15 protein-coding genes, 1 tRNA gene and 1 pseudogene are annotated in these 16,065 nt (G+C 73.4%); 13 read left to right on the top strand and 4 right to left on the bottom strand.

What is annotated here, in order from left to right; genetic code table 11:
* Positions 1-197 precede the first annotated feature (197 nt).
* From ABD140_RS29445 to ABD140_RS40225, 5 genes and pseudogenes are all read left to right on the top strand, one after another.
* Positions 198-1,373 carry an HpcH/HpaI aldolase/citrate lyase family protein gene (locus ABD140_RS29445; protein WP_344244290.1) on the top strand — a complete coding sequence of 392 codons (1,176 nt, stop codon included), beginning with the start codon at positions 198-200 and terminating at the stop codon, positions 1,371-1,373.
* Positions 1,370-2,728: a phosphoribosyltransferase family protein gene (locus tag ABD140_RS29440; protein WP_344244289.1), complete on the top strand. Its 1,359-nt coding sequence runs from the start codon at positions 1,370-1,372 to the stop codon at positions 2,726-2,728. Before ABD140_RS29445 ends, ABD140_RS29440 begins: the two co-directional genes overlap by 4 nt.
* Positions 2,725-3,816 (top strand): cysteine protease StiP family protein, encoded by a 1,092-nt coding sequence (locus ABD140_RS29435; RefSeq protein ID WP_344244288.1) that lies wholly within the window; start codon positions 2,725-2,727, stop codon positions 3,814-3,816. Before ABD140_RS29440 ends, ABD140_RS29435 begins: the two co-directional genes overlap by 4 nt.
* Entirely contained in the window at positions 3,813-4,661 is an 849-nt protein-coding gene (locus ABD140_RS29430; RefSeq protein ID WP_344244287.1) for an HAD family hydrolase, read from the top strand. Before ABD140_RS29435 ends, ABD140_RS29430 begins: the two co-directional genes overlap by 4 nt.
* A gap of 89 nt (positions 4,662-4,750) precedes the next feature.
* Positions 4,751-6,478 (top strand): annotated as a pseudogene (locus tag ABD140_RS40225) (transposase family protein); the annotation flags it as partial.
* A gap of 327 nt (positions 6,479-6,805) precedes the next feature.
* Here the strand turns inward: ABD140_RS40225 and ABD140_RS29425 are convergent.
* Together ABD140_RS29425 and ABD140_RS29420 are read right to left on the bottom strand one after the other, a co-directional pair.
* Entirely contained in the window at positions 6,806-7,312 is a 507-nt protein-coding gene (locus ABD140_RS29425; RefSeq protein ID WP_344244286.1) for a hypothetical protein, read from the bottom strand.
* Between the two features lie 250 nt (positions 7,313-7,562).
* A tRNA-Asn gene (locus ABD140_RS29420) sits at positions 7,563-7,638 on the bottom strand.
* 134 nt (positions 7,639-7,772) lie between these two features.
* Here ABD140_RS29420 and ABD140_RS29415 point away from each other — a divergent pair.
* The 8 genes from ABD140_RS29415 (at position 7,773) to ABD140_RS29380 (ending at position 14,097) form a co-directional block, all read left to right on the top strand.
* Positions 7,773-8,042 (top strand): YtxH domain-containing protein, encoded by a 270-nt coding sequence (locus ABD140_RS29415; RefSeq protein WP_344244285.1) that lies wholly within the window; start codon positions 7,773-7,775, stop codon positions 8,040-8,042.
* Positions 8,043-8,086: 44 nt separating this feature from the next.
* Positions 8,087-9,421, top strand: a complete 1,335-nt coding sequence (locus tag ABD140_RS29410) for an MGH1-like glycoside hydrolase domain-containing protein (RefSeq protein ID WP_344244284.1) — start codon at positions 8,087-8,089, stop codon at positions 9,419-9,421.
* Positions 9,422-9,449: 28 nt separating this feature from the next.
* The gene (locus ABD140_RS29405; protein ID WP_344244283.1) at positions 9,450-9,788 is read left to right on the top strand and encodes a GntR family transcriptional regulator; all 339 of its coding nucleotides are present in this window, start codon (positions 9,450-9,452) and stop codon (positions 9,786-9,788) included.
* Positions 9,785-10,681: a DUF1648 domain-containing protein gene (locus tag ABD140_RS29400; RefSeq protein WP_344244282.1), complete on the top strand. Its 897-nt coding sequence runs from the start codon at positions 9,785-9,787 to the stop codon at positions 10,679-10,681. The genes ABD140_RS29405 and ABD140_RS29400 overlap by 4 nt, the downstream gene beginning before the upstream one ends.
* Positions 10,682-10,784: 103 nt before the next feature.
* Positions 10,785-11,585: an SAM hydrolase/SAM-dependent halogenase family protein gene (locus ABD140_RS29395; protein ID WP_344244281.1), complete on the top strand. Its 801-nt coding sequence runs from the start codon at positions 10,785-10,787 to the stop codon at positions 11,583-11,585.
* A 57-nt stretch (positions 11,586-11,642) separates the two neighbouring features.
* Positions 11,643-12,503, top strand: a complete 861-nt coding sequence (locus tag ABD140_RS29390) for an ABC transporter substrate-binding protein (RefSeq protein WP_344244280.1) — start codon at positions 11,643-11,645, stop codon at positions 12,501-12,503.
* Positions 12,500-13,363, top strand: a complete 864-nt coding sequence (locus ABD140_RS29385) for an amino acid ABC transporter permease (protein WP_344244279.1) — start codon at positions 12,500-12,502, stop codon at positions 13,361-13,363. The genes ABD140_RS29390 and ABD140_RS29385 overlap by 4 nt, the downstream gene beginning before the upstream one ends.
* Positions 13,363-14,097 (top strand): amino acid ABC transporter ATP-binding protein, encoded by a 735-nt coding sequence (locus tag ABD140_RS29380; RefSeq protein ID WP_344244278.1) that lies wholly within the window; start codon positions 13,363-13,365, stop codon positions 14,095-14,097. The genes ABD140_RS29385 and ABD140_RS29380 overlap by 1 nt, the downstream gene beginning before the upstream one ends.
* Here the strand turns inward: ABD140_RS29380 and ABD140_RS29375 are convergent.
* Together ABD140_RS29375 and ABD140_RS29370 are read right to left on the bottom strand one after the other, a co-directional pair.
* Positions 14,087-14,692 carry an SGNH/GDSL hydrolase family protein gene (locus tag ABD140_RS29375; RefSeq protein ID WP_344244277.1) on the bottom strand — a complete coding sequence of 202 codons (606 nt, stop codon included), beginning with the start codon at positions 14,690-14,692 and terminating at the stop codon, positions 14,087-14,089. The genes ABD140_RS29380 and ABD140_RS29375 overlap by 11 nt on opposite strands.
* Complete coding sequence (locus tag ABD140_RS29370; RefSeq protein WP_344244276.1) at positions 14,689-16,053, bottom strand: MFS transporter; 1,365 nt, start codon at positions 16,051-16,053, stop codon at positions 14,689-14,691. Before ABD140_RS29370 ends, ABD140_RS29375 begins: the two co-directional genes overlap by 4 nt.
* Between the last annotated feature and the right edge of the window lie 12 nt (positions 16,054-16,065).

The following is a 16,065-nucleotide window of genomic DNA, read 5'->3' as shown; positions in this document are numbered from 1 at the left end:
CGGAACGTGTGCGGGCCCCGGCCGGAAGCGGCCGGGGCCTCCCCTTTTCGGACACATGCTTTTCACACGGGGGCAAAGGAGTTTTCGGCTAGTTAATAGCTATCTGGGTAGTATTTCGGTTATTGGCCCGCGGAGGCGGAACTACGCATGTGGTCTCTACGTTGTGCGGCCAGAGCGAACGGAAAGGCAGCCGAGCCGTGCGTCACTTCGATCACATCGACGCCGCGCGCCGCGCGGAACTGTTCCACCGACCGCCCCGCGAGTTCACCAGAGACGCGGATCCGGACGTGCTGGCGGTGGCGCTCGGCGCCACCCTGTACAGCCCCGCCACCCGCCCGACGCTCGCCGGCGACGTCGTCGGGCGCGCCCGGCGCGGGGTGCGCAGCATGGTCCTCTGCCTGGAGGACGCCATCTCCGACGCGGACGTCGCGCACGCGGAGGACAACCTCGTCGCCCAGCTGCGCCTCATCGACCCGGCGCGGGCGCCGCTCCTGTTCGTCAGGGTCCGCGAACCCGACCAGATCACCCGCCTGGTCCGGCGGCTCGGCCGCGAGACCGCCCTGCTCAGCGGGTTCGTCCTGCCCAAGTTCGAGGCCGCCGGCGGCAAGCGCTACCTGGACGTGCTGGCCGAGGCCGCCGAGCTGAGCGGCGTCCGGCTGCTGGGCATGCCGGTGATCGAGACCCGCGACGCCCTGCACCGGGAGAGCCGCCGCACCGTCCTGCACGAGATCGCGGTGCTGCTGGCCCAGCACCGCGAGCAGGTCCTGGCCGTCCGGCTCGGCGGCACCGACCTGTGCGCCGCCTACGGGCTGCGCCGCCCCCGCGAGCTGACGATCTACGACATCCAGCTGGTCGCCGGGCTCATCTCCGACGTCGTCAACGTCTTCGGCCGCGCCGACGGCACCGGGCACGTGGTCACCGGGCCCGTCTGGGAGTACTTCTCGGCCGGCGAGCGCATGTTCAAGCCGCAGCTGAGGTCCTCGCCCTTCGACGAGCAGGACGCCGCGGCGCTGCGCCGCAGGCTGCTCACCGCCGACCTCGACGGGCTGATCCGCGAGGTCACCCTGGACAAGGCCAACGGGCTGACCGGCAAGACCGTGATCCACCCCAGCCACGTGGGCGCCGTGCACGCCCTGTCGGTGGTCACGCACGAGGAGTACAGCGACGCCACCGACATCCTCGGCGTCGCGGGCGGGGGCGCGATGGCCTCCAGCTACGCCAACAAGATGAACGAGGCCAAACCCCACCGGGCCTGGGCCGAGAGGCTGCTGCGCCGCGCCGGGGTGTTCGGGGTGGCCGCGCCGGACGTCGGCTTCGTGGACCTGCTGGAGGCGACCGTGGGAGCCGAGACGATGAATCCGGTGGGCCGGTGACGGCGCCCTGGCCCGGGGAGTGGGTCACCTCCCGGCTGGGCCTGGCGCTGAGCGACGCGCACTCCCCGGTGGGGCTCACCCTGCCGGGCCTGGTCGGGCTCGCCGTCCGCCGCAACCCCCGGCGGGCGCACCTGCTGGTCTCCACCGTCCTGGGCAAGCACGTCCCCACCGACCCGCGCCTGGTCCACGGCAGCGCCCTCCTGCTGGGCAGGCTGGTCGCCGACGTCCTCCAGCCGCTCCCGGGCGGGCCGGAGGAGAAGGCCGGGCTGCTCGCCGAGGCGGGGCTGCGCGGCGAACCGGGCGCGGCGGCCGGGCTGCGCGACCTCCTGACGGCGCACCGGCGCGTGCTGGGAGCCGTGGTCGTGGGGTACGCCGAGACCGCGACGGCGCTGGGCCACGGCGTCGCCGACGCCCTGGGGGAGGCGGTGTACCTGCACTCCACCCGGCGGCCGGTGGCGGAGGTCAGGCCCTACGGCGGCTTCGAGGAGGAGCACAGCCACGCCACGAGCCACCTGCTGCTGCCGGTGCCCCCCGGGCTCCTGGAGTCCGAGGGCCCGCTGGTGCTGGTGGACGACGAGCTCTCGACCGGCAGGACGGTGCGCAACACCCTGCGGGCGCTGCACGCGGTGCGCCCCCGGCGGCACTACGTGGTGGCGGCCCTGACGGACCTGCGCGACGAGGCGGACCGCGCCGCGATGGCGGGGCTCGAAGGGGAGCTCGGCGCCCGCGTGGACGTCGTGGCGCTGGTCACGGGCCGGGTCGGGCTGCCCCCGGGCGTCCTGGAGGCGGGGCGGGAGCTCGTCGCCCGGGTCGAACGGGGGATGGGGCGCTCCCAGGCCCCGGAGCGGGCACCGGGCGGCGTGCGGCGGGTGCGGCTGGGCTGGCCCGCCGGGGTGCCCGAGGGAGGCCGCCACGGCTTCCTGCCCGTGCACCGCGAACAACTGGAGAAGGAGCTTCCCGCGATGGCGGCCCGCCTGGCGGAGGCGCTGCCCGCGGGGGCGCGCAGGGTGCTCGTGCTGGGCTTCGAGGAGCTGATGTACGCTCCGCTGCGGCTCGCCGAAGCCCTCGCCGACCTGCTGGAGGACACCGACGTGCGGTACTCGACGACGACCCGCTCACCCGTGCTCACCGTCGACGACCCCGCCTACGCGATCCGGAACCGGCTGGTCTTCCCCGCGCACGACGACCCCGCCGACGGGCCGGGGGAGCGCTACGCCTACAACGTCGACCAGGGGTTCGACGCGGTGGCCGTGGTGGTGGACGAGGCGGGGGACACCCCCGCGCTGGAGCACGGCCTGCTGCGCGGGGTGCGGCGGCTGGGCGCCGAGGCGCTGGTGGCGGTGATCCCCTCATGAGCGCGCACCCGCTGCGCGGCCCGGGCTTCGGCAGCTACCGGCCCGAGGACGTCGCCTGGCTGCTGACCGACCTGTCGGACGTGGAGCTGGAGGCCCCGACCGAGGAGCGCGAGGAGGCGATCCAGTCGGGCGCGGCGCACTACGCCGAGTCGCTGCCGATCGAGTACCAGCCCTCGCCCGGGTACCAGATGCTCTTCCACTCCGCGCTGGAGGAGTCGGCGGCGCGCATCGCCCAGGCCGTCGCCATGATCACCGAGCGGATCCTCGCCGAGCGCGGCCCGGACGCGGTGCTCGTCTCGCTGGCCCGCGCCGGCACGCCGGTCGGCGTCCTGGCCCGCCGCTGGGCCGCCCACGCCCACGGGCTCGACCTGCCGCACTACGCGGTGAGCATCGTGCGGGGCCGCGGCATCGACACCGTCGCGATGGACTACCTGGCCCGCCACCACGACCCGAGGAACGTGATGTTCGTCGACGGCTGGACGGGCAAGGGCGCCATCACGCGCGAGCTGGCCGAGGCCGTGGCGGCGCTGCCCGGCGGGTTCTCCCCGGAGCTGGCCGTGCTCGCCGACCCCGGCCGGTGCGTGCGCATCCACGGGACCCGCGAGGACTTCCTCATCCCGTCCGCGTGCCTGAACTCCACGGTCTCCGGCCTGGTCAGCCGCACGGTCCTCAACCGCGACCTCATCGGGCCGGGCGACTTCCACGGCGCGAAGTTCTACAAGGACCTGGCCTACTCCGACGTCTCCCATCTCTTCCTCGACGCGGTGTGCGCGTACTTCCCGTCCGTGGAGGTCCCCGAGCACCCGGCGGTGGAGGAGCCCGACTGGTCCGGCTGGGCGGCGGTGAGCAGGATCAGCGAGGAGTACGGGATCGGCGACGTGAACCTCGTCAAACCCGGGGTGGGGGAGACCACCAGGGTGCTGCTGCGGCGCGTCCCTTGGCGCATCCTGGCCCGTCCGGACGCCCGCGACGATCTCGCGCACGTCCGCCTGCTGGCGGCGGAGCGCGGCGTGCCCGTCGAGGAAGTGGACGGCGACCTGCCCTACGCGTGCGTGGGGCTCATCAGACCCAGAGGAGCCGGTGCGTGACCGTCGTGGCCTGTGTGGACCTGGACCGCACGCTCATCTACTCCGCGAACGCCCTGGCGCTGGAGGGCCGCGAGGCGGAACCGCCGCGCCTGCTGTGCGTCGAGCTCTACCAGGCGCGCCCGCTGTCGTTCGTGACCTCGGACGCGGCGAAGGCCTGGGAGATCCTCGCCCGGGCGGCCGTGCTCGTCCCGACCACGACCCGCACGCCCGAGCAGTACGCGCGGATCCGCCTGCCCGGACGCCCGCCGTCCCACGCGATCTGCGCGAACGGCGGTTTCCTGCTCGTCGACGGGGAGGAGGACACCGCCTGGTCGGCGTCGGTGCGCAAGAAGACGGCGGGCTGCGCGCCCGTCCTGGAGGTGTTCGACCATGTGCAGGCCCGCAGCGGCGACTTCACCCTGAGCGTGCGGACGGCCTCGGACCTGTTCGTCTACACCGTCGTGGAGCGCGACCGCCTGCCCGACGGCTGGGTGGAGGAGCTGGCGGCCTGGTGCGCCGCGCGCGGCTGGAAGGTCTCGCTGCAGGGCCGCAAGGTCTACTGCCTGCCCGTCCCGCTGACCAAGTCGGCGGCCGCGGCGGAGATCGCCCACCGGACGGGCGCCTCCCACCTGCTGGCGGCCGGCGACTCCCTGCTGGACACCGAGCTCCTGGAGGCCGCGGACGCCGCGATCCGCCCGGCCCACGGCGAACTCCACGAGCAGGCGCACACCGGCACCGCCGTCACCTCCGGCCCCGGCGTCCTGGCCGGCGAGGAGATCGTCTCCTGGCTCCTGGCCCGCGCCCTGGAGCCGTCCTTCATCCCCGAGACGGGAGCCTGGCGCGTACGCCCGGCACCTCCCGCCTGAAGGCTGCTAGGGCGTGTCTCAAAGTTCGTCATGGGAAATTTTGGTGACTCTCTGCATTCTGTCGGTTGCGTCTGGCAGGATCCTGGGTCATGACGAGGACCGCCGCGACCAGCGTCGGGACACCGCGAACGTCCGGTGCTCCGGCCGACGGTGTGCGTCGCACGCGGGGGAAGAACAAGGCACCCGCGTGGCGGTGGGACGGACCGGTATCGGTGATCCGCCTGCCCCTGGTGGTGGATGCGCAGGCCGCCGTCCGGTTGGAGGGTTTGTTTTCGGCGATGTTCGCGCTCAAGCGGGCGTTGCAGCATGACGCCCGTGCCCGGGTGGCGGCGTTCTGGGCGGGCGCCCATCGGCGTGGGGTGGATGGGGCCGGGTGGCGTCGTGAGCTGGGTCTGTCGCGTCAGGGCTTGGAGCGGGCGGCTTACGAACATCTGGACGCCTCCGGCTGGCTGCGGCACCACGCGACCAAGGCGTTGGCGTTGCATCAGGCCGATGAAGTATGGGCTGGGGTGGAGCGTCACTTGTTCCCGGATGCCTCCGGACGGCGGGCGGGCCGCCCCCGGGTGGGCTCCTGGTGGGAGTACACGCGCATCCCCGGCCGGGCCCGTTCCCACACCACTGCCCGCAAGTGGGAGACGTTCCGGTTGCACGGCAGCCTGCAAGGCCACCTGGACGCCTACCGCCATCCTGCACTACCGGGTGAGGTGGCCACTCCCGCGCAGGCCGCACGGTCGGAGCCGGGCACTGCGGTCCTGGCTCAGCCCCGCCGCATGCCCCCGCCTGCTCCTCCGTCGGGCCGGTCGGGCCGGGCCTCCTGGTGGGAGTACGAGGGACCGTTGGCGGTGGTGTTCACCGGCGGCCCCGACGGCAGCCGGGGCGAGCTGGTCCTGCCGGTACGTCTCCCTTCGGGTGCGGGCCGCTGGGGGTGGCTGTGCCACTTCCTGGACAGACCGCAGCTGTGGCACAAGATCGACCTGGTCCGGCGGCCGCATCCCTGCGGGCCGGGCGGGTGGGTGTACGAGGCGCATCTGATGATCCTGGACGGCGGCTATGCCTCCCCGGCCGCCCGCGAACGCAGAGCACGGGCCGCTGGGCTGGAGCGGATGGGAGGGGTGGACGTCAACGTCGGGAACCTGTCCCTGGTCTCCTTCCCCACCCCGCCAGACCCTGAGACGGGTCGGGTGCTGGCCGACCAGATCGTCCTCACCACGCTGGAACGCGCCGCCGTGGAGCGGGACCGGTGCACCGCCCGCAGACGCGCCCGTGCCTTGGAACGCTCACGGCGGGCGGCCAACAAAGCCCGCTATGAGCTCTCCCGCCGCCAGGACGAGCGGGCGCGGCGCAGGCAGGACGCCGGACTGGCCGCCCGTCACGTCGACCTGCCCCAAGGCCCGCGTCTGGCTGATGCGGCCGGGTGGCCTCGTACCGCTTATCGCAAGGACAGTCTCTCCGGCGGCTACCGTGCCCTGCGCACTCGTGGCCGTGCCGAGCGGATCGGCCGTACCGAGGCCAGGCGTGCTCGTGCCCGGGCGGTGGCGGCCCGGCTCGTCTCCACCCACGGAGGACGGCTGACGGTCGAGGACTGCCGCCTGGCCTCGTGGTTCCGGCTGTGGGGGCGGGCGTGTGCGGCTTTCACCCCCGGCATGCTCACCACCGCCCTGGCGGCCGAATGCGCGGCTGTGGGCGGACGGCTGGCGCGAGCGGGCACGTTCACCACCCGGCTGTCCCAGCACTGCCTGTGCGGCCGCCGAGTGCCCAAGCCCTTGTCTCAGCGGATGCACCGTTGCCCCGCCTGCGGGCTGGAAGCCGACCGGGACCTCGTCTCGGCCGCACTGGGCGCGTTCGTGACATGGACCGATGCGACCGACCCCAAGACGGCGTCGGTCGACTTCGAAGCCTCCCGACACGCCCTGGGCGTGTACGGGTCGGGGCTGCAAGGAGCCCTGGCCGAGTCAACCGCCACCGGCCCCTCACCCGTCCTTCCGGGCGGGGACGGGCGAGGCGGCAGCCGCACCCCTGGGGGTGCGGCCTCTGCTCGGCCGCATCCGGAACGCCGACGGCGCCGACCCCGGTCAGAGACCCTCAAGGGACCACACCGGACAGACACCGCAGGGCACCGGAACGTCTCTACTGCGAGACAGACCTTAGAGCCCGACCTGGCGCCGCACGGCCTGCAGCAGCTGCTCGGCCTTGGCCCGCACCTTCGGATCGTCGGAGTCGACGCCCTCGTCGAAGACCATCGCCCACAGCAGCTCCTCCCGGGAGGGGGAGGGCCGGTCGTGCGTGGGCCGCCGCCCCACGATCCGCACCCCGCCGCCGTCGACGGTCCCGGGCTCCAGGTCGAAGTGCCGGCTGACCACCACGGTCGAGGTCACCCGCTCCTGCACCACCTCGGGCACCGACCCGGGCGCCACCAGGCGCACCTGGTAGTCGGTGTCATCGCCCTGCACGTGCAGCCGGTCCCCCTGCCAGGAGGCCCGCAGCACCTTCTCCCACGGCACCCGGGTGAACCCCCCGCGGCCGTCCGGCACGTGCAGCGCGTGCCCGGTGGCCGCCACCACCGACCCCCCGCGCGTACTCGCGTGCGCGAGCACCTTCTCACCACGCTCCAACCGGAGCAGTTCACGTACGGGACGAGGCAGGCGCGACATGCCCCCCAACCTACCGCCAGGTGATCAGACCCACCACGGATTCTCCCACCCGCTCCGAACCGGCTTCGGCCGCCCGCCGCCCCCGGCGCACCGCCCGTCCCGACCGTGAGATGGGCCACGCCCGCCCCGCCCCGGCCCCCCTCCCGGCCACCACCGCCGAGCCCCGCGCAGAGGGCGTCCCGAGACCTGGCGGAAAACGACCCAGGGCCGCTCCCCGTTTCCGGAAAGCGGCCCTGAGCTGCGTTTTCTCTGGCTCCCGCGATTGGACTCGAACCAATAACCTGCCGGTTAACAGCCGGCTGCTCTGCCGATTGAGCTACGCGGGATCGGCGTCCGGCGGGGGGCTTCGCTCCCTGCCAGCGCGTCTACATTAGCGCATCTTGGCGGGTGCTCGTGCATCGTTATCGGCTGGGCGGGTACGGGGGGATGGTGGAGACGACTGAAAGGGAGTGATCTCCGGATGAAGCAGTTGATGTTCCTCACCGGTGCCGCCGTGGGGTACGTGCTGGGCTCGCGGGCCGGGCGTGAGCGGTACGAGCAGATCAAGAAGACGGCGCAGGAGGTGTGGGCGCATCCGTCGGTGCAGTCGGCCGCGGTGAGCGTGCGCGAGCAGGCGTCGATGGCGGCGAGCAACGGCGCCCAGAAGGCCGGGGCCGTCGCCGGTTCCGCGAAGCAGAAGGTCAACGACCGGCTGCACCGGGACCGGGAAGAGGAAGTGCTGATCACCTGATCGGGAGGCTGGCCAGAACGCGATCTCGGGGTCACTCTGGGGAGATGAGCCCGCGACTGACCGGAGACGAGTCCACGCTCTGGAGGGCGGCCATTCGGGTGCTGGACGCCAACTGGACGGGGACCGCGACGACACCGTCGCCCGGCCTGTACCCGCACCAGTGGAGCTGGGACTCGGCCTTCGCCTGCCTGGGACTGGCCCGGTGCCGGCCCGAGCGGGCCGAACGCGAACTGGCCGCGCTGCTGGAGGCCCAGTGGGCGGGCGGGATGATCCCGCACACCGTCTTCAACGCCGATCTCGTCCGGAAGGGCTACTTCCCCGGGCCTGAGCTGTGGCTCAGCCGGGGGCGGCCGGAAGCCCCCCGGTCGGTCGAGACCTCGGCGATCACGCAGCCTCCGCTGCACGCCTTCACGGCGCTGCGGATGCACGCCGCCGCCTCCGACGGCGCGCGCAGCCGCGCATTCCTGTGCTGGGCCTACCCCCGGCTGGTGGCCCAGCACGGGTACCTCGCCCGCGTCCGCGACGTGGGCGGGGAGGGGCTGGCCGCGATCTGCCACCCCTGGGAGTCGGGGCTGGACAACGGTCCCGCCTGGGACCGGCCGCTGGCCGCCGTCCAGCCGCCGCCCACCTCCTACGCGCGCCCGTCCGTCCCGCGCTCGCAGCCCGCGGGCGTCGACCACGAGCGCTACGCCTGGCTCGTCACCGCCTACCGGGACTCCGGTTACGCCGAGGGGCACCTGCGGGACGAGCACCCCTTCCTCGTCGAGGATCCCCTGTTCAACACGGTCTACCTGGCCTCCACCCACGCGCTGGCCGAGATCGCCGCGCTGGTGGGCGCCGACCCCGCCCCGCACCGGGAGGCGGCCGAGCGCATCCACGCGGCGCTGGTCCGCCGCCTGTGGGACGACGAGCAGCGCTGCTTCTACCCGCGGGACCTGCGGTCGGGCAGGCTGATCCGGGTCGCCACGATCGCCTCCCTGGTCCCGCTGCTGGATCCGGAGCTGCCCGTGCCGATCGGGCGGCGGCTGGCCGACCTGCTGCTGTCGGCGCGCTTCGCCGGGGCGGCGGGCTACCCGGTGCCGACCTGCGACCTGCAGGCCTCGGCCTTCGACCGGTCGGCGTACTGGCGCGGCCCCACCTGGGTCAACACCAACTGGCTGCTGTGGGCCGGCGCCCGGCAGCAGGGCATGGACTCGATCGCCGACCTGCTCTACGGCGGCACGCTGCGCCTGATCCGCCAGTCGGGCTTCCGGGAGTTCTTCGACCCGTTCGACGGCTCGGGCCGCGGCAGCCACGACTACAGCTGGACCGCCGCGCTGCTGCTGGACCTGATGGCCGCGCGCCGCGTGGTGCCGGAGGCCTGTCCCCGGGAGACATGACGCTAATGGTGCTAGTACTATTAGCACCATGTTGTTGAGGCTGGAAGCGGACGACCCGCGCCCCCTGCACGAACAGGTGGCGGGGGCGCTGCGCCGCGCCATCGCGGAGGGGAGCGCCCCCGAACGGCTCCCCACCGCCCGCGATCTGGCGGCGGCCTTCGACGTCAACCCCAACACCGTGCTGCGCGCGCTGCGCGAGCTGCGCGACGAGGGGCTGCTGGAGTTCCGGCGCGGCCGCGGCATCCGGGTGATCCCCGGGGCCGGCCGCAGGGGCGAGCTCCTCGACCGGATACGGGAACTGGTCCGCGACGCCGAGAGGGCGGGGCACACCCGCGCGGACCTGATAGCGATGATCGAGGCGATGTGAAGAGACTTCTGTTGTGGAGCGTCCCGGTGGCGCTGGTCCTGGCCCTCCCGGCCGCCGTGTGGTGGGGGAGCCTGCCGGACCCGATGGCCTCGCACTGGGGCGTCGGGGGCGAGCCGGACGGCTCCCTGCCCAGGGCGGCGGCGCTGGCGCTGCCGTTCGCGGTCGCGCTCCTCGGGCTCCTGGCCGGACGGCGCAACCCGCCGATCGCGGTGTTCATGTACGTCCTGGCGGTGCTGCTGCAGGGCATGTCCGTCTGGGCGAACCTGGACCGGGCGGACTGGCGGGACGCGCGCCACCTGCCCTGGTGGGCGGTCGTCCTGATGATCGGGCTGGCGACGCTGGCCGGCTGGCTGGCGACGCGGCTCGCGCCGCGGCGGGAGGACGTGCCGGACGGCCCGGTCCAGACCCTGGACCTGCCCCCCGGCAGGCACGCGGTGTGGGTCTCCCGCTGCACCAACGTCCCGATGCTCGCCGTGGGCTACGTGTTCCTCGGCGCGGGCGCGGTCGCGCTGCTGATCGTCGGTCCGGGCGGGGCGGCCTCGCCGGTCCCGCCGATCATCGCGATCACGGGTGTCGTGATCGGTCTTGCGGGGCTCCTGGTCAGCACCATCCGGGTGCAGGTGAGCGAGCGCGGTGTGGCGGTGGCCTACGGCCCCCTGTCGTTCCCGGTCTGGCGCAGGGCGCTGCCGGCGATCGCCGCGGCCCGCACCGAGGACATCAAGCCCACGGAGGTCGGCGGATGGGGCCTGCGCGGGCTGCCGCCGCACACCACGTTGATGCTGCGCGCCGGGGAGTGCCTGGTGCTGGAGTACCCCGGTGGCGGCAGGTTCGCCATCAGCGTGGACGACGCCGCACGCGGCGCGGCGCTCATCAACACCCTGAAGAACCGCTGAACCGCTGAACCGCTGAATCGGTGGCCGCGGAAGGGCCCTGACCAGGGATTTGGTAGCGTTGCCGAACCGATCTCCCTGTTTCCGCCGATCTGAAGGCCCTTCCGTGACACCGCCCCCGTACCTCAGCATCACCACCGACTTCGGCGCCGCCTACACCGGCATCTGCGCCGGGGTGGCGGCCCGACTCGCGCCCGCGGCCCGCGTGCAGGTGCTCAGCGACGAGGTGAGCAAGTACGCGGTGGTCGAGGGCGCGCTGCTGCTGGAGCAGGCGCTGCCCCACCTGCCGGTCGGGGTCCACCTGGCGGTCGTCGACCCCGGGGTCGGCACCCCCCGCCACCCGATCGCCGTGCGCACCGGGCGGGGCGACTTCCTCGTCGGCCCGGACAACGGGCTGCTCGTCCCGGCGGCCGAGGCGCTCGGCGGCGTCGCCGAGGCGCGGATCCTGGAGAACCCCGAGCTGCGGCTGCCCGCGGTCTCCAGCACCTTCCACGGCCGCGACGTCTTCGCCCCCGCCGCCGCCCACCTGGCCAACGGCGTCCCTCTCGGCGAGTTCGGCACGGCTCTGCGGCCGCGTCCCCTGGAGATCCCCGAACCGGTCCTGGGCAAGGGCGAGCTGGGCACCGTCGTGCTCTACCCCGACGACTTCGGCAGCCTGGTCCTCGGCGCGACGCCGCGGGACCTGGCCGCCGCGTTCGGCCCCCTGGAGCACGGCACGGAGCTGGAGTTCGCCGGCATCCGCGTGTGCTGGGCGGCGACCTTCGGCGACGTCCCCGAGGGCGAGCCCCTGCTGTTCGCCGACTCCTCCGGCCGGCTGGCCCTGGGCGTCAACCTCGGTTCGGCGGCCACCCGCTTCGGGCTGTCCGCGGGCAGGACCGTGACCCTGCGTGTGATCCGAGAAAGTTAGACTTTCCCCCTGTTTCCCCCTGTTTTATGTGAGAACTGAGAAAGGCCGGAGGTCGTCTTGTTGCGTCGTCTCCTCGTCCTGCCCGCCCTGGCCGCCGTCGTGGCGGCCTCGGCCTGCGCCCCCGCGGACGACACCGGCACCGGGGCCGCGCCGTCCGCGTCCGCCGCGGACTGCGCCAAGGACCGGCTGCCCCTGAAGACCGCGGGCAAGCTGACCATCGCCACCGACACCCCCGCCTTCGAGCCGTGGTTCAAGAACGACGACCCGGGCAACGGCGAGGGCTTCGAGAGCGCGGTCGCCTACGCCGTCGCCGAGCGGCTCGGCTTCGCCAAGGGCGAGGTCGTCTGGACGAAGGTCGGCTTCGAGCAGTCCTACGCGCCGGGCTCCAAGGACTTCGACTTCGACATCAACCAGATCTCCGTCACCCCCGAGCGGGAGAAGGCGGTGACCTTCTCCGACGGCTACTACACCGTGGCCCAGGGCGTCGTGACCCTCGGCGACGGGAAGTTCGCCGGGGCCGCCACCAAGGAGCAGCTCAAGGACGCGAAGATCGGCGTGCAGGTCGGCACCACCTCGCTGACCGCGGTCCAGGAGCAGCTCGAGCCGGGCGAGGAGCCGCGGGTCTTCAACACCCAGATCGACGTGATCAACGCGCTGAAGAACAAGCAGGTGGACGCCGTCGTCGTCGACCTGCCCACCGCGTTCTACGTGACCGCCGCCCAGGTCGAGGGCTCCAAGATCGTCGGGCAGCTCCCCGCGTCCGGCGAGGACGAGAAGTTCGGCCTCCTGCTGGAGAAGGGCAGCCCGCTCGTCACCTGCCTGAACCAGGCGATCGGCGAGCTGAAGGCCGACGGGAGCCTGCAGAAGATCACCGATCAGTGGCTGGCGGAAGCCGCCGGGGCACCCGTCCTGAAGTGAAGTCCTCCACCGGGCCCGCCCGGGTCAAGAGCGAGCGCCAGCTGGCCAGAGAGGCGCGGCGCCGCCGCAAGGCGGTCGTCTCCGGCCTGGTCGCCGGGGCGTCCACCGTGGTGGTGCTGGGCCTGCTGGCGGTGGGGCTGACCGCCTCGCCGGGCTGGCCCCGGGTCCGGGAGACCTTCTTCTCCTGGCCGCACTTCACCGAGGCGTTCCCCGACGTCCTCGCGGGCTTCTGGAAGAACGTCCAGATCTTCCTCATCGCGGAGCCGATCATCCTGGTGGTCGGCCTCGCGGTGGCCCTGACCCGCGGTGTGAAGACCCCGGCGTTCTTCCCGCTGCGCGCGCTCGCCGTGGCCTACACCGACGTCTTCCGGGGCATCCCCACGATCCTGCTGGTCTTCCTGGTCGGGTTCGGCGTCCCCGCGCTCAACCTGCAGGGCGTGCCCGACGACCCCATGGTGCTGGGCGTCGTCGCCCTGGTCCTGTCCTACGGCGCCTACGTCGCCGAGGTGTTCCGCGCGGGCATCGACTCGGTCCACCCCAGCCAGCGCGCCGCCGCCCGCTCGCTCGGCCTCTCCCAGGCGCAGACGCTGCGCCACGTGGTGCTGCCGCAGGCCGTGCGCCGTGTCGTCCCGCCGCTGCTGAACGACTTCGCATCGCTGCAGAAGGACACCGCGCTGGTCTCGGTGCTCGGCGTCGTCGAGGCGCTGCGGCAGGCGCAGATCCACTCCGCCAAGACCTTCAACTACACGCCCTACCTCGCGGCGGCCCTGCTGTTCGTGCTGCTGACCGTGCCGATGGCGCGGTTCACCGACTGGCTGGCGGCCAGGGCCGCCGACCGCCGCGCTCCCGGAGGCCGCTGATGCCGCTGCTGCAGATCGAGGGCCTGTGGAAGGAGTACCGGGGCCGCCCCGTCCTGCGCGGGGTGGACCTGGCGGTCGAGCCGCACGAGGTGGTCTGCCTCATCGGGGCGTCCGGCTCCGGCAAGTCCACGCTGCTGCGCTGCGTGAACCTGCTGGAGACCGTCGACGACGGGGCGGTCTTCCTGGACGGCCTGGAGCTGACCGCCGTGGACGTCGACGAGGACGCCGTCCGCCGGAGGGTCGGCATGGTCTTCCAGCAGTACAACCTCTTCCCGCACATGAGCGTGGTGGAGAACGTCGTCCTCGCCCCCGTCAAGGTGCACCGCAAGCGCCGGAAGCAGGCGCGGGAGGAGGCGATGGAGCTGCTGGCGCGCTTCGGCCTGGCCGACAAGGCGGCGGAGTACCCCGACCGCCTGTCGGGCGGCCAGCAGCAGCGGGCGGCGATCGTGCGGGCGCTGGCCGCCGGACCCCAGGTGCTGCTGCTGGACGAGGTCACCTCGGCGCTCGACCCCGAGCTCGTCGGGGAGGTGCTCGACATCGTCCGGGAGCTCAAGGAGCAGGGCATGACGATGATCCTGGCCACGCACGAGATGTCCTTCGCCCGCGACATCGCCGACACCGTGTGCTTCCTGGACGGGGGAGTGCTGCTGGAGCGCGGCTCCCCGGAGCGGATCTTCACCGATCCGCAGGAGCCGCGCACCCGTGCGTTCCTGGCCAGGACGGCTACGCGCTGACCGTCGTGCCGTCCGCGTGCGCCGCGAGCATGCGGAGGCTCTCCTCCGCGGCGATCGCGTGCCCCTTGGCGTTCAGGTGGATGCGGTCGCTCGCGTAGATCGACGGGTCGCTTCCCGAGGGGTGGCGGCTGAAGTCGACGAACACCGCTCCCCGCAGCGCGGAGATCTGCCGCGTGATCTGGTTGAGCGTGCGCAGCCGCGGCCCGAAGACCTCCTGGAAGCGCCGCCCGGTCAACCCGGCGGAGGTGTTGTCGAACAGGCCGAGGGTGACGACGTCCGCGCCGAGCCCGCGGAAGGATCCGACCATGAGGTCGAGCTCGGCGGCGAGCGCGTCGGCGTCGAACTCCTCCTGGAAGGCGTCGTTGCCCCCGCAGACGACGACCGCCAGGTCGGGCAGGAAGGCCAGCGCGGGCGCGAGCTGGGTCTCGCGCACCCGCCGGGCCGTCAGGTCGCGCTCGCCGAGGTTGAGGGTGCGGGTGCCGAGCTCCCGGGTGATCCGGTCGGTCCAGGACAGGTCCTCATAGCCCTCGGCGGGCTCCCGTACCCCCGCGGCGATGCTGTCGCCGATCACCGCGAGCCTCGTCCACCGGTTCATGCGGGTACTCCTTCTGCGGTGCGGGCGGAAACGGAGGGGGCGGCGGTCCGCAGCACGAGCCCGGCCAGGAGGGCGAGCGCGCAGGCGGCCGCGCAGCAGGCGTAGACGGTGGTGAACGTCTCGGGCCCGGTCCGCGGACCGGCCAGCAGCGCGGCCAGGACGGCGGTGCCCAGGGCGCCGCCGAGCTGGCGGGCGGTGGTGTTGAGCCCGGTGGCCCCGGCGAACCGGGCGGGGGCGACGGACAGGGCGGCCGAGCCGGCGGTCCCGGTGGCCAGGGCGCCCATCCCGGCGCCGACCAGCAGCCCGCAGGGCAGCCAGAACGCCAGGAACCGCGGTTCCTCCGGGAGCGCGAGCCAGGTCCAGACGGCGGCGGCCAGCATGGCGAGCGCACCGGTGAGCATGGCGGCGCGCGGGGTGGCCAGCCGTCCCATGAGCACGGAGGCGGCGGCCGCGGCGAGCGCGCCGGGCGTCATCGCCAGCCCGGCCTCCAGCTCCGAGTAGCCCCACATCCGGGTGAGGACCAGGACCCCGGCGAGCATCCAGGGGAAGAACGCCGCGCCGTAGAAGAAGGAGACCGCGTTGGTGACGGCGAAGGCGCGGTCGCGCCACAGCGAGATCTCCAGCACGGGCACGGGGTGGCGGGCCGAGCGGACGAGCGCGACCGCGACGGCGGCGATCCCGCCGAGCAGCGCGGCCAGGACGAGCGGGTCGAGACGGGTGAGGTCCTCGCCCTGGCTGACGGCCAGGGCGATCGCGCCGAGGCCGCCGGCGAGCAGGACGGTGCCCGCGAGGTCGGGGAGCCTCCCCTCGCCGTGCCGGGGCGCCAGCGCGCGGGCGGCCCACAGGAGGGCGAGGCCCAGCGGGAGGTTGATGAAGAACAGCGACCGCCAGCCGAAGGCGTCCACGAGGACGCCGCCGAGGGAGGGGCCGACGGCGGCGGCGACCGCGGCCGAGGCCCTCCACAGGCCGATCGCGCGGGCGCGCCGCTCGGGCGGGGTGCCGTGCAGCAGGACGGCCAGCGAGGCGGGGACCATCGCGGCCGCGCCCGCGCCCTGGAGGGCCCGCGCGGCCAGCAGCACCGGCAGGTCCGGGGCGAGCGCGCAGGCCAGGGAGGCCAGGGTGAACACGCCGACTCCCGCGCGGTACAGCCGCCGCACCCCGACCAGGTCGGCGAGCCGCCCGGCGGGGGCGAGCAGGGCGGCGAACGCCACGGCGTAGAGGGTGACGATCCAGGTGAGCCCGCTGACCGTGCTGCCGGTGAGGTCGCGCTGGAGGTCGGGGAAGGCGAGGTTGGTCACGGTGGCGTCGAGCATCGCCAGGAAGGTGGCTCCCGCCGCGAGCGGCAGGACACGTGCGGACATGGGGGGCCTCTC

It is taken from the genome of Actinocorallia libanotica (assembly GCF_039525175.1).
In the GTDB taxonomy this organism is placed as follows: Bacteria; Actinomycetota; Actinomycetes; order Streptosporangiales; family Streptosporangiaceae; genus Actinocorallia; species Actinocorallia libanotica.
The sequence above is the reverse complement of the archived record's forward strand: the minus strand, read 5'-3'. Positions and strand labels throughout refer to the sequence as shown.